Source organism: Pasteurellaceae bacterium RH1A (assembly GCA_012221805.1).
Taxonomy (GTDB): Bacteria; Pseudomonadota; Gammaproteobacteria; order Enterobacterales; family Pasteurellaceae; genus RH1A.
Genome location: CP015195.1, coordinates 1,917,916 through 1,931,134, shown reverse-complemented (window position 1 = coordinate 1,931,134; position 13,219 = coordinate 1,917,916). Strand labels below are relative to the sequence as shown.

Annotated in this window: 9 protein-coding genes and 1 pseudogene; 5 read left to right on the top strand and 5 right to left on the bottom strand. The window is 47.4% G+C overall.

Translation table 11 applies throughout. The features are described from left to right. Nucleotides 1-24 precede the first annotated feature (24 nt). Nucleotides 25-1,908: a molecular chaperone HtpG gene (locus A4G20_09090; protein QIW16477.1), complete on the top strand. Its 1,884-nt coding sequence runs from the start codon at nucleotides 25-27 to the stop codon at nucleotides 1,906-1,908. A gap of 55 nt (nucleotides 1,909-1,963) precedes the next feature. On the opposite strand, the gene A4G20_09085 is transcribed toward A4G20_09090, so the two are convergent. The 4 genes from A4G20_09085 to A4G20_09070 form a co-directional block, all read right to left on the bottom strand. Beyond that, nucleotides 1,964-3,061, bottom strand: a complete 1,098-nt coding sequence (locus A4G20_09085) for a Fe-S-binding ATPase (GenBank protein ID QIW16476.1) — start codon at nucleotides 3,059-3,061, stop codon at nucleotides 1,964-1,966. Further along, nucleotides 3,045-4,598, bottom strand: a complete 1,554-nt coding sequence (locus A4G20_09080; GenBank protein QIW16475.1) for a hypothetical protein — start codon at nucleotides 4,596-4,598, stop codon at nucleotides 3,045-3,047. Before A4G20_09080 ends, A4G20_09085 begins: the two co-directional genes overlap by 17 nt. Then, complete coding sequence (locus tag A4G20_09075) at nucleotides 4,595-5,251, bottom strand: hypothetical protein (GenBank protein QIW16474.1); 657 nt, start codon at nucleotides 5,249-5,251, stop codon at nucleotides 4,595-4,597. The genes A4G20_09080 and A4G20_09075 overlap by 4 nt, the downstream gene beginning before the upstream one ends. Before the next feature lie 318 nt (nucleotides 5,252-5,569). Then, the gene (locus A4G20_09070; GenBank protein ID QIW16473.1) at nucleotides 5,570-6,949 is read right to left on the bottom strand and encodes a DNA repair protein RadA; all 1,380 of its coding nucleotides are present in this window, start codon (nucleotides 6,947-6,949) and stop codon (nucleotides 5,570-5,572) included. Nucleotides 6,950-7,136: 187 nt separating this feature from the next. On the opposite strand from A4G20_09070, the gene A4G20_09065 reads away from it, so the two are divergent. The 4 genes and pseudogenes from A4G20_09065 to A4G20_09050 all read left to right on the top strand — a co-directional run bounded on the left by A4G20_09065 (nucleotide 7,137) and on the right by A4G20_09050 (nucleotide 10,884). Continuing rightward, the gene (locus tag A4G20_09065) at nucleotides 7,137-7,583 is read left to right on the top strand and encodes a prepilin-type N-terminal cleavage/methylation domain-containing protein (GenBank protein QIW16472.1); all 447 of its coding nucleotides are present in this window, start codon (nucleotides 7,137-7,139) and stop codon (nucleotides 7,581-7,583) included. Between the two features lie 74 nt (nucleotides 7,584-7,657). Then, nucleotides 7,658-9,042 (top strand): annotated as a pseudogene (locus A4G20_09060) (protein transporter HofB). Further along, on the top strand, nucleotides 9,035-10,231 hold the full coding sequence (locus A4G20_09055; GenBank protein QIW16471.1) for a fimbrial protein: 1,197 nt from the start codon (nucleotides 9,035-9,037) through the stop codon (nucleotides 10,229-10,231). Before A4G20_09060 ends, A4G20_09055 begins: the two are co-directional and overlap by 8 nt. After that, complete coding sequence (locus A4G20_09050; protein QIW16470.1) at nucleotides 10,228-10,884, top strand: hypothetical protein; 657 nt, start codon at nucleotides 10,228-10,230, stop codon at nucleotides 10,882-10,884. Before A4G20_09055 ends, A4G20_09050 begins: the two co-directional genes overlap by 4 nt. A 93-nt stretch (nucleotides 10,885-10,977) precedes the next feature. Here the strand turns inward: A4G20_09050 and A4G20_09045 are convergent, their stop codons facing one another. Continuing rightward, complete coding sequence (locus A4G20_09045; GenBank protein QIW16469.1) at nucleotides 10,978-13,212, bottom strand: hypothetical protein; 2,235 nt, start codon at nucleotides 13,210-13,212, stop codon at nucleotides 10,978-10,980. Between the last annotated feature and the right edge of the window lie 7 nt (nucleotides 13,213-13,219).

Below are 13,219 nucleotides of genomic sequence, written 5' to 3'. Positions count from 1 at the left end.
TTTCATGAATAACAGAGGAAATCCATGTCTAATAAAGAAACCCGTGGCTTTCAGTCGGAAGTCAAACAACTCCTACAATTAATGATCCACTCCCTCTACTCCAACAAGGAAATCTTCCTGCGGGAGTTAATTTCTAACGCCTCCGATGCGGCCGATAAGCTGCGTTTCAAGGCCCTGTCTGAGCCTGGCCTCTATGAAGGCGATGGTGAGTTGCGTGTGCGTGTTAGCCTAGATGAAACCTTAGGGACGATTACCATCAGCGATAACGGGATCGGGATGAGCCGTGAGCAGGTGATTGATCACCTAGGCACCATTGCCAAATCAGGCACCAAGGAATTCTTATCTGCCCTAGGCACCGATCAGGCCAAGGACAGCCAGCTTATCGGCCAGTTTGGGGTGGGCTTCTATTCCTCCTTTATCGTGGCCGACAAGGTAACGGTCAAAACCCGTGGGGCAGGTTTGGCTGCTTCCGAGGGCGTTATCTGGGAGTCAGCAGGCGAGGGCGATTACACCATTGAAAACGTGGAAAAAGCCAGCCGTGGTACGGATGTCATCCTCCACCTGCGTGAGGAAGAAAAAGAGTTCCTTAACGAATGGCGTTTGCGGGAAATCATCAGCAAGTATTCCGACCATATCGGCCTGCCGGTGGAAATTCTCACCAAGGAATACGATGATGAAGGCAAGGAAACCGGCACCAAGTGGGAGAAAATCAACAAGGCCCAGGCCCTTTGGACTCGTGCTAAAAACGAGATTTCAGACGAGGAATACCAGGAATTCTACAAGCACATCAGCCACGATTTTGCCCAGCCGCTGACCTGGGCCCACAATCGAGTGGAGGGCAAGCAGGAATACACCAGCCTGCTCTATGTGCCGAGCAAGGCTCCTTGGGATCTCTTTAACCGTGACCACAAACACGGCCTCAAGCTCTATGTGCAGCGGGTCTTTATTATGGACGATGCCGAGGTCTTTATGCCGAATTACCTGCGTTTTATGCGGGGCCTTTTGGATTCCAACGACCTGCCGCTCAACGTTTCCCGTGAGATCCTGCAAGACAACAAGACCACGGCCGCCCTGCGTTCAGCGCTGACCAAGCGTACCCTGCAAATGTTGGACAAGCTGGCCAAGGACAAGCCTGAAGACTATGCAACCTTCTGGAAGGAGTTCGGCCAGGTGCTTAAAGAAGGTGTGGCAGAAGATGTGGCCAATAAGGCTCAAATTGCCGGCCTCCTGCGTTTTGCTTCAACCCATACCGACAGCAGTGAACAAGTGGTCAGTTTGAGCGATTATATTGCAAGAATGCAGGAAGGCCAAAAGGCCATTTACTTCCTGACTGCCGACAGCTACCAGGCGGCCAAAAACAGCCCGCACTTGGAGCTCTTTAACAAGAAGGGCATTGAGGTGCTCCTGCTTTCTGACCGCATTGACGAATGGTTGGTCAGCTACCTCACTGACTTTGAGGGCAAGCCGCTACAAAGCATTACCAAGTCTGATCTCGACCTGGGCGACCTGGCTGACAAGGAAAATGAGGAGGAGCAAAAGGCTCAAGAGGCGGAGTTTGGTTCTTTCTTAGAGCGGACCAAGAACTACCTGGGCGATCGTGTTAAAAAAGTCGTGCTAACCCACCGCTTGACCGACACGCCAGCCATTGTTTCCACCGACAGCGATGAAATGGGCACTCAAATGGCCAAGCTCTTTGCCGCTATGGGCCAGACAGCTCCAGAGGTCAAATATACCTTTGAGCTCAACCCTGATCACCCAATGGTGAAAAACGTGGCAGATGTGGCTGATGAAGAGGCCTTTAAGGACTGGATTGAACTCCTGTTTGAACAGGCTCTGCTTGCCGAACGAGGCAGCTTGGAAAACCCAACCGCCTTTATTAAGCGGATGAATAAGTTGCTTTCGGCCTAAGCACCTAAAAACAGCCCCCAATCACGCTGCTGCCTGATTGGGGGCTAATTTATTCTTACTTCACTTCCCGAATCATAATCTCAGAAGGAATAACCGAACCCTGCCAGTAAAGCTCGGCGGCCACTTTTTCGGCTAAGGCCAGATAGGCTTGGCTGATTTCATGGGCTGGGTCGGCAATCACGGTTGGGCTGCCGGCATCCAGGTCTTGGCGGAGGCGGATGTGCAGTGGCATTTGGCCTAGCACTTGGGTATTGTACTTCTTGGCCACTTTTTCTGCCCCACCTGTGCCGAAGATGTCTTCGTGATGGCCACAGTTTTGGCAGATGTGGACGCTCATATTCTCAATAATGCCCAAGACCGGCACCGAGACCTTTTGGAACATGGAAATGCCCTTAATGGCATCTAAAAGGGCGATGTCTTGCGGGGTGGTCACCACCAAGGCCCCTGTAACAGGGATTTGCTGGGAAAGGGTCAGCTGAATATCGCCCGTGCCTGGCGGCATATCAATAACCAAATAATCCAATTCATTCCACCAGGTTTCGTTGAGTAGCTGGCTGAGCGCACTGCTGGCCATAGGGCCGCGCCAGATGGTGGCGTTGTCGGCATCCATCAAATAACCAATGGAGTTGGATTGCAGGCCGTGAGCCAAAACTGGGCTGATATGCTTGTTATCTGGCGAGGTCGGCCGTTGGTGGGCAGCCCCTAACATATGCGGAATAGAGGGGCCGTAAATATCTGCATCCAAAATCCCCACCTTGGCCCCTTGGGCTTGGAGGGCCAGGGCCAGGTTTACTGTGGTGGTGGACTTGCCCACACCGCCCTTGCCTGAGGTTACGGCAATGATGTTTTTCACCCCATTGACGGCCGGGTGGTTGTTAGCCCGCTTGAGGGTGGCGATTTGGTAGGTTAGCACCCATTTGATGGTTTCAGCCCCAGTTGCTTCTTTGAGCTTGGCTTCGGTTGCAGCCTTAAGGCTTTCAAAGCCCGTGTTCCAGGCGAAGGGCATGACCAATTCTAAACGCAGGGTGCTACCGCCCAATTCTGCTTTTTTCAGGGCCTTGAGGGTGATTAAATCCTTTTGCAGGGTTGGGTGGGTGAAATCTTGTAAAATGCCTTGGATTTCAAGGGCTTGTGCTTCAGTCAGTTGGTTCATTTGCTTCCTCTAATGGTCGAGTTAAATCTTTGCTGTAAATTACTTCGCTTGGGTTGGTGAAATCAATACCCAAAAGGGCGGAATTAAGGCCTATCCGCCGCTGGTATTGAAAGAGCGGCAGGATGGCCAGGTCTTGCTTAAGCTCATCATCAACCGCCTGGGCCAAGGTCAGCCTTTCTTCTGGGCTGAGCTGTTTGGCTTGAGCCTGGTCTAGCAGCCTGTCCACCTCTTCATTGTGGTAGTGGCTCTTGTTGTCTGGGCTTTGGCTATGGAAGGGGCGGACAAATTGCAGCGGGTCAGGATAATCCGCACACCAGCCAGAGCGAATAAGCTGGAACTGCTTCTGCTCCCGCAGGCTAAGGAGGTCTTGCCATTCCACAGGTTGAGGCACGATATGGACCAAGTCCGACTGGCCCAGGGTGCGAATAAGGGCATTGGCAATTTGCGGGTGCTGGCCCTGGCTGTCGTAGGTGATGGTCAGTTTAAGCGGATTGTGGGGGCTGATGCCTGCCTGAATGAGGAGCTGCTCGACAATGAGTGGCTGCCAATCTTTTTCTCTTTCTGCCTGCATGGCCAGGGGCAAAAGCCGCTCATTGGCTAGGCCAAAGGCTGCCATATTGAGGGGTTTGAGCATTTCAATAATGGCCTGGCGGACAGGCTTTTTCTGTAAATTAGGATCTGTGAAATTAAATTCATAGAAATAGGCACACTGGCGGGGCAGGGCCTTGACCTTGTGCTTGTAATGGGGGAGTGGATTTTCGAGCAGATCGAAACGGCTTGGGTTTTGGGCCGTGGTAATGAGCTGATAGATAACCTTTGTAAAAAAGGCCTGATTTTCAACCGCTTGTAAATGGGCCTGGGTTGGGCTGAGATCGCTGACTGCATAGGCACCATTGGTGATAATAGCCTGATTGACATCTGGAGCCTGGCCCTGAAAGGTAGGCAGCAGGGCAGAGTGAGCCAGCATATTGGGCAGATCAAAATTAGGCTCAATCAGGGTGATTTTTAGGCTGTGGGGGTTGAGAGCCTCTACCGCCAAGGCTTCAGGTGCAAGCTGGCCGGCCAAGATTTCAGCGGCATTTTTGACCCCCATATAGGCCAAATATGGGGCGAGTTTGGAACCATTTTGCGGGTTGATCAGGCGCTGCCAGCTGGCCACAAAATCTTGTGCCGTCACAGGCAGCTTGTTAGACCATTCAGCCCATTCATCTAGCAAGAAAATCCACTCCCTGCCATCTTCGCTAAACCACTGCTGGGCCAGGGCAGGCACTACCTTGCCTTGGCTGTCGAAGCCCATAAGGCCCGTGAAAATATCTCGCACTAGAGCAGCATCAGCTGCCACCGTGGCAAAATGCGGATCTAACTTGAGCTGGGCAGAGTAGATGGCCCGGGTCAGGGTATGAGGGGCGGTATTGGGCTGGAGGACTTCCAGCGGGTGCTTGGGTGGCTCCTCACAGCGATAAAGCAGGAAACAAGCGGTCAAAATTGCAAGAAATCTTGCAAATTTCCCCGCTTGTAAGCGAAAGGCCTTGATCATGACACCTGCCCAACCAAGCCAGGGAAGAGCTGGCTGACGCCAATCACGATAATTTCAATGCCCAGGGCCATCAAGATCAGGCCCATAATACGGGTAACTACATTGGAGCCTGTCTTGCCCAGCTTTTTAACCAGCGGGGCGGCATAGCGAAAGAGGATATAACAGATCAGGGCAAAAATAATGATGGCAAGACTAAAGCCCAAATAATGGGCCAAAGAATGGTATTGGGTGCCCCAAACAATGGTGGAGCCGACCGCCCCAGGCCCGGCCATAATGGGCATGGCCAGCGGCACAACCGCAATGTTTTCATATTCGGAAATATCGGTGTTTTTCTCTTCCTTATTTTGCTTTTGCTCGCCCAGCTTACCGCTGATCATGGTCATGGCAATGCTGACAATCAAAAAACCGCCTGCAATGCGGAAGGAGCTCAGCGAAAGGCTAAAGGCATCCAAGATCAGCTTGCCAAAATAGAGGCTGACCAGCAAAATCACCCCGATAGAGAGGGAGGTAATCAGGCTGGTACGGCGGCGATCTGCCTCGTATTGGTGGGCTGTCATGCTGTAGAAAATCGGCAGGGTGCCAAAGGGGTTGATAATGGCAAAGAGGCCGATAAAAAACTGCAGGTAAATAGCAAAATTAACTGAAATTTCCACGGGAACCTAGGGGTTGAAACAAATAGTGGAGATTATACCGATTTATAGAAAAAAAGCCTTAATTTTTTGATTAAGGCTTCAAATGATTAGGGCTGAATAGGCTTCAATTTACCTTCAGCCTTGGCTTTTTGATAGGCTTTTTTGAACTCTTCCAATTTTAGGCGTTTGAGTTCTGATGCACTTAACTTTTTATCCATAATATCTCCTTGGCTTTTTGCTGTGGGTAATGATTACATTGATGGCGCCAGCCTCTAGGCTGGTGCCTGATTTATCAATAAGTTACCAGCACCAGCCTGGAGGCTGGCGCTATCTTTTAGCCTAACATATATCCCCTAAAATATTCAAAGCATCACTGAGCTTCCTTACTACAAAAACCTCCATGCCCTTAATGGCCTTTTTAGGGGCATTGCCAGCAGGAATAATGGCCCGCTTAAAGCCGTGTTTGGCGGCCTCACTGATCCGCTCCTGGCCGCTAGGTACGGGGCGGATTTCCCCGGCCAGGCCCACTTCGCCAAAGACCACTAGATCATGCGGCAAAGGCCGATTGCGGAAGCTAGACACCAGGGCCAGAAGCAGGGCCAAATCCGCACTGGTTTCAGTCACTTTTACCCCACCTACTACATTGACAAAAACATCCTGATCCGACATCTGCAAGCCCCCGTGACGATGAAGAACAGCCAAGAGCAGGGACAGGCGGTTCTGTTCCAAGCCCACAGCCACTCGGCGGGGATTGGCCAGCATGGAGTGATCAACTAAAGCCTGAATTTCCACCAAAAGCGGCCGAGTTCCCTCCCAAAGCACCATCACTGAACTGCCTGAGGTCAGCTCCTCACTGCGGCTAAGGAAAATAGCAGAGGGGTTTTTGACCTCCCGCAAGCCCTGTTCGGTCATAGCAAAAACACCCAGTTCATTGACGGCCCCAAAACGGTTCTTATGGCTTCGGAGTGTTCGGAAGCGGGAATCAGCCTCGCCTTCCAGTAAAAGTGAGCAGTCGATAGCATGTTCCAAGACCTTAGGGCCTGCCAGTGTGCCGTCCTTGGTCACATGGCCGACCATAATAATGGCCACTTGGCGGGTTTTGGCATAGCGGGTTAGGAATGAAGCACATTCCCGCACCTGGGCCACACTGCCCGGGGAGGACTGAATATCGGCCAGGTGCATAACCTGAATGGAGTCAATCACCATAATCTTGGGCTTTTCCTGATCGGCCAGGTTACAAATATGCTCGACCGAAGTTTCAGACAGCATTTTGAGGTTATCGGTCGGCAGACCTAAACGGTTGGCCCGCATGGCCACCTGTTGCAGGGACTCCTCCCCCGTCACATAGAGGGTTTTCATGTTTTGGGCCAGGCCGCACATAACCTGTAAGAGCAAGGTACTTTTCCCCGCCCCTGGGTGCCCACCAATCAGAATGGCCGATCCCGGCACAATCCCCCCACCCAGCACCCTGTCCAGCTCATAGAAGCCACTGGAAAAGCGGGGCACTTCTTGCAGGCTGATTTCAGATAGGGTCTGCACCTTGCCCGAGGTTTCGCCCGCATAGCCGCTAAAGCGGTCGCCCTTACTTTCCTTGGCCGAAATCAGCCGCACCTCGCTGACCGTATTCCAGGCCAAACAGGCCTTACACTGGCCCACCCAGCGGGCATATTCCGCCCCACAATCGCTACACACATAAGCCGTTTTCGGTGCCTTTGCCATTTTGCTCTCCTCAAATTACAACACGCTGGCATTCTAACAAAAAATACTGTTCAAATGTACAGAAAATTTTTTCATTTTTTCGATCTGGATCGAGAAAATCGTTTTTGCCTGTCGCAAATTTAAACCAAATGGGCAAACTGGCAGCGTGTTGCAGCACATTCACTTTTATTTTTTACAAGGACATTTTATGTACAAAGCAAAACTTGGCTCACTCAAGAGAGCCTTTACCCTGATTGAGCTGATGATCGTGATTGCGATTATTGCCATCCTGGCCACCATCGCCATTCCGTCTTACAACAGCTACACCCAAAAGGCGGCCCTGTCGGAACTCTTGCAGGCCTCCTCCAGTTATAAAACAGAAGTCGAAATTTGTTTTTATAACACGGGTGATCTCGCGGCCTGTAACGCGGGATCAAACGGTATTCAAGCAGCCAAAACCAGTACCACGACCAAATATGTCAATTCCATTGCAGTTGCAGCTGGAAAAATTGATGTAGAGGGCAAGGGCGCCTTGAATGGCTATGGCTACTCCCTCACAGCAGCTAAAAATGGCAACAGCATTAGCTGGTCTACAAGCTGTAAGGGGGCGGATACTAGCCTCTTCCCAGCGGGATTTTGTGGAACGACTAATTAGTTTTTCTAAATTTTTCTCAAGCTGGCGCCAGCGTCCTCGCTGGTGCCTTATGGCCCTACTTTTTTGGAGGATAAATGGCCCCAACCTATACCGCCCTCGAGCTTTCAACTCAAAAACTTTTCACCATCAGTGAAACCCGCTGGCAGCAGAATTGCAACGAAAAGCAGATCCTCCTGCGTTATTTGGCTGTTCCTTTAGCCGAAGATCCTGAAACCCTCTGGCTGGCGGTGGACGATGAAAAGAACATAACCGCCTTTGAGATCTTCGCCTTTTTGGTGCAAAAGCAGATCGAACCCGTGGTCATTGCCAGCGAGGAACTCAAATACCTCCTCAACGCCCTCTCGCCCGAGCAGGAAATTGAAATCCATGAATACCACGAAATTCAAGGCGAGGAGGCGGAATATATTGATCATAACGACCCCATTATCCAAATTTTAGACAAGCTCTTTAAATTCTGCCTGCAAAAAAATGTGTCGGACATTCATTTAGAGCCGCAAAAGGAAAAATTAACCATCCGCCTGCGGATTGATGGGGTGCTGCATATTTATCAAACCCTCTCGCTCAATTTGGCCCAGCGCCTGCTGTCCCGGGTCAAGCTTCTGGCCAAGCTAGATATCAGCGAATTTCGCCTGCCCCAAGACGGCCAGTTTCACTTTACCACCCAGCTTAAGGATACGCTGGATTTTCGGGTCTCCACCCTGCCCACCCAATATGGTGAAAAAATCGTCTTACGCCTGCAAAAGAATAAGCCGACCAACTTTGATTTCTTAGACTTGGGCTTCACAGCCGCCCAAAAAGACACCCTCTTGCAGGCCCTCAAACAGCCCCAGGGCCTCATTCTCGTTACCGGCCCAACAGGCAGCGGCAAGAGCATCACCCTCTATTCGGCCCTAAGTTTTCTTAACCAAAGCGATAAACATATCCTAACCGCTGAAGACCCTATCGAAATTGAAATTGAGGGGCTTATCCAAACCCAGGTCAATCGGGGATCAATCTAGATTTTAGCCAGCTTTTGCGTACCTTCTTGCGACAAGACCCAGACATCATTATGCTGGGCGAAATTCGGGATCAGGAAAGTGCCGAAATTGCCTTAAGGGCTGCCCAAACCGGCCACTTGGTGCTTTCCACCCTGCATACCAACGATGCCCCCTCAGCAGTTGAACGCCTCCTGCAACTGGGTATAAAGGACTATGAAATTCGCAACTCCCTGCTCCTTGTGATTGCCCAGCGCCTAGTGCGCAAGCTCTGCCTGGCCTGCTTAGGAAAAGGTTGTGGGGATTGCTACCAGGGCTACAAGGGAAGAATTGGGGTCTATCAGTGCCTATCTAAATCTGCAAAAACCTTTGAAAAATCCACCGCTTGCTTGGACTATGCCAGCCTGAGAGACAGTGCCAAAGAGAAGCTAGCTGCCAAGCAGACCGACCAAAAAGAAATCGAGAGGGTGCTGGGCTATGTTTAAGGTCTATGGATTTCGCTGGCGGGCAGTTAATCGCTTCGGCCAAAAACAAGCGGGCAAGCTCCTGGCCCCTCAAGCCCAGGTGGCCGAGCAGGCCTTGCTTAAAAAGGGTTATGATCAGATAAGGTTGAGTCGCAATTTCGTCCTGCCTAAACAGCCCAAGTTTGAGGAAGTGACCCAGCTGCTTAACCAACTGGCCCTGCTGCTTAATGCTACCATTCCGCTCAAACAGGCCCTGGTGATGGTGCTGGAAAATTGCAGCCAAATTCGGCTCTATCAATGGGTCAGCTTTATCCTCCAGCAGTTGGAGGCTGGCTTTACCTTTTCTGTCATTTTAGAAAAGGAAGGAAAATACCTTAAATCCCAAGAAATTCAGCTGATTAAAATGGCCGAAAGAAGCGGCAATCTCCCGCTTATTCTCAGCAATATTGCCGAAAGCCGAGCCAAATCAGAAAAATTAGCCAAAAAGGTGAAAAAGATCTTATTTTATCCAGTGATTGTGCTTTTTATTTCTTTATCGCTTTCCCTAATGTTGCTGATTTTTATTGTGCCCCAATTTGCCGAGCTTTACCAAAGTAAGGATAGCCAACTGCCCTTTATTACCCAAATTTTATTTTCCCTATCCAATTTTTTAAAAAATAATAGTGGCTTTTTAGTTTTTCTTTTGCTGCAAGCGGCCATTGTTTTGAAATTACTTGCAAATAAAACCAATCTTATCCCCCGCTTGAAATTGGCTATCCTAAGCCGAATGCCAGTCTTTAAAACCATCATTAGCCATTCCCGCCTGATCTTCTTTAGTCAAAACCTAGGCCTTATGCTCAATGCCCATCTTCGGTTGGATACCGCCTTGGCCTCTTTTCTCTCAGACAGGCCCGATGATCCGGTTTTAAACCGAGAAATCCTCTTTATGCAGTCCATCCTCAAGCAGGGCTACCGCCTGGCGGATGGGCTCAATATCAATGTTTTCGATAATCAAGCTGTGCAGATGCTTGCGGTGGGGGAACGCAGCGGCCAGCTGGCCAAGATGCTGGCCTATGTGGCAGACCTTTACCAGCAAAAACTGGACTACCAGATTGATATGCTCTCCCAACTTTTAGAGCCGCTTCTTATGGTGGTTATGGGCCTGATTGTGGGGGTTATTATGGTAGGGCTTTATCTGCCCATTTTCGATATGGGAGCCATGGTGGGATGATCTTCTTTTTCTTTTCAATCGCCTTTGCCCTTTGGTGCAGGCGGGAATTAAGGCAATTTGCTATTCGGCTTAATAAACAGGCCTATGCTGACTTAAATTATTTGCTTACCTTAGATTTAAGTGAAAAAGCCTTTATGGAGAAATCACAATTAAATCCTAAACAAAGTAACTTAAGCTGGTTCTTTTTGTTTATTTTTCCTAGCTTAAGTTTGTTAGATTTTTATTTTTCTTTAATCTTCATGATCTTATGTTTTTTGGCCCTGTTAGATATGCAATATTATTTAACCGATACCACCTATGTGGCCCTTATATTTATGCTCTCTCTAGGCCATTTACTCTTTAGGCAGCCTGAAAATGTGGAAGAACATCTTTTTTCCCTCTTAGCCATTAGCCTATTTTTAACAGCTTTTTATTTTCTAACCAAGCTTATTTATCAAAAGGAGGTGTTTGGCCTGGGCGATATTATTATTCTCTCCGCTCTTTCCCCTCTATTTAACCTACAAGAAATGCTGATCCTGCTTTTTATGGCCTCTACAAGCGGGTTGATTTGGGCGTTTTTTTACAAATTATATTTCAAGCAAAAATTAAGCAGACTGCCCTTTGTGCCTTTTATTTGTTTTTCATCTTTTATTGTGGTAATAAGCAAATATTGAGGGTAGGGTGCGTGTAAACGCACCGTTTGATAAATAATATCTTTCCTCTTGGTGCGTGCACACTCACCCTACATTAATATGCATAGAAAGTCATTAGTCAATAAAATAACCATTTTTGTTAATATAACGTATTCTTCCCTGATATTTAACCTTAGCCTTGCCAGATTTAAACATCTCTGCGTGTTCCAAAACAGGATTGATTACCCATTGGTTATATTGATTGATAAAACCCCATTGGCCTCCTGAGCAAGATTTTCCATTATGGTATCCACCAACATTGACTGCTGCTAACCCCTCACTAAATCGCCATACGCAACCAAATTGAGGAGGAATCACATATTGCCCATTATAGTTGATATAGCCCCAAAGATTATCAAAAGTTTGAACGGCTGCTAATCCATCATAGAAATTAGCGGCGTATTTAAATTGGAATGGGATAGAAACTTCCCCATTAGTATTTATATAACCCCAATATCCATTTAATTGAGTTTTAGCCATTCCTTCTCGGTATTCATAGGAGGTTATTTTATTTTTGCCAGCAGAAGCTTCCATTTTTTCTTTAGATAAAGGTTGGCCTTTAGTATTGATATAAAAACTGAATTTTGCATCTTGTTCACTTAAGCTTACCTTAGCTTTTCCATTTTTAAAGGTTTCTACATTATCAAACTGATAATCAATGACTAGATCATTTTTCTTATTTATAAATCCCCACTTCCCTCCAATACAACTCTTTCCATTGTAAGAGCCTGTAAGGTTCACAGCAGCCAATCCTTCCTTAAATTGGCCAACACAACCATAACCATAAGAGAGATATTGTCCGTTTTTGTCAATAAATCCCCATTTGTTGGTATGAAAATCTACTACTCCAACATAGCCCTCGGAAAAACTTCCTACATGCTTAAATTGAGCAGGAATAACCACATTGCCCTTTTGATCAATAAAACCATATTGGCCCTTTTCTTCAAACTTGGCTAAGCCATCATAAAATTTATAGCCTTTAGGATTCACATAAGTTGTTGGCTTTTGTTCAGGTTTTTCGGTTTGTATTGATTGTTTATAGGTTTGTGTTGTTGTATTTGTATTTTTCTTTGGATTATCATAATGATTATTTTGTCTAGAGTAGGTAAGTTCCTCTTTCTTATTTTCCTTATAACTTGTATTCGTCTGTTTTGTATCTTTATTGTCAGACGAGTTATTAGGGGAAATATAAAAACAAATGGCGATAAAAACCCCTAATAATACAAAGAAATAGGCATAATCTTTGTTAGACTTTGATGAGTTCGAATTAGAATTAATCTGATTGTTTCTAGGTTGATTTAAAGTGGTTCTATTTATTTCATTTTTTTGATGATACTGAGGGGCTTGAATAGGCTTATTTATAGCTTGCTTATTCTGATAGTTCGGTTTAAAGACGTATCTAGCTCGCTGCGGGGAGGGAATATTTTCTGAAGCTAAAAAATCCTTTAAGTTTGGGATAGCCTGATAGCTATTTTGGCAAATTGCCATAAAGTGATAGATATTTTGCTCAAATGCAGGTACTGCCAGTAATTGACGAAACAGAGCAGACTGATTCGGGCGCTTATAATCTTCCGCCCTAAAGAGGAAGGCATCTCCGTCTGATTGAGTCTTATCCCAAAGGCTTGGATCGTGCATAAGCAAGTTTAAAACCAAATCCAAGAGAATAAAGGAAAAGCGGTCTAAACGATTGTCCCAAACCTGGGCATTACGTCCAGGGTGCTGGAAGTTAGGCACGCCGGTTTCTGAGCTGCCAAGGGCTTGTAGCTCGGGTATATACATGCCATCATAGTCAATAAGCTGAACCTGCCGTCCCTGATCGGCTACCATAATGTTGCCGGGCTGAATATCACCATGGGCAATTTGGTTATTTTCTAGAAAATGGGCTAATTTCTTTAGGGCAAAAGAAAGATTGGCTAGGGCTTGTCGGTTGCGGTAATTTTGGCTAACAAACTGCCCTAGGGTTTCTCCTTTGGCCCATTCCATTTTAACGATAGGGAAATAGTTGCCGTCAACCTTAATCCCCTGTCTTTGGAATTGAAAATCTAGAAAATAGGGCGAGTTGAGGCTTTTTAATTTACGCGTAATAGCTTGATAACGCTGCTCAAGTTTATCTGCCTTACGGTGAAAGCAGCGTACCGCATATTTTTTATTCTGGTAACGAATAGAATAGGTTAGGGCGAAGCCGCCTGCAATGACCCGAGGCATGCCCATTTTATTGGTTTCTAAGTGCCCATTTCTTAACTCTAGATCAGTAAAAACATTGGGGACTTGTACCGCTTCATTATATTTTTCTGACGATGGATAGTGCATATTTTCC

Bases quoted from the DNA above. Each gene is read 5' to 3' on its own strand.
- A4G20_09065 (QIW16472.1), top strand. From the start codon at position 7,137: ATGTACAAAGCAAAACTTGGCTCACTCAAGAGAGCCTTTACCCTGATT.
- A4G20_09055 (QIW16471.1), top strand. From the start codon at position 9,035: ATGTTTAAGGTCTATGGATTTCGCTGGCGGGCAGTTAATCGCTTCGGC.
- A4G20_09090 (QIW16477.1), top strand. From the start codon at position 25: ATGTCTAATAAAGAAACCCGTGGCTTTCAGTCGGAAGTCAAACAACTC.
- A4G20_09050 (QIW16470.1), top strand. From the start codon at position 10,228: ATGATCTTCTTTTTCTTTTCAATCGCCTTTGCCCTTTGGTGCAGGCGG.
- A4G20_09085 (QIW16476.1), bottom strand. From the start codon at position 3,061: ATGAACCAACTGACTGAAGCACAAGCCCTTGAAATCCAAGGCATTTTA.
- A4G20_09045 (QIW16469.1), bottom strand. From the start codon at position 13,212: ATGCACTATCCATCGTCAGAAAAATATAATGAAGCGGTACAAGTCCCC.
- A4G20_09070 (QIW16473.1), bottom strand. From the start codon at position 6,949: ATGGCAAAGGCACCGAAAACGGCTTATGTGTGTAGCGATTGTGGGGCG.
- A4G20_09080 (QIW16475.1), bottom strand. From the start codon at position 4,598: ATGATCAAGGCCTTTCGCTTACAAGCGGGGAAATTTGCAAGATTTCTT.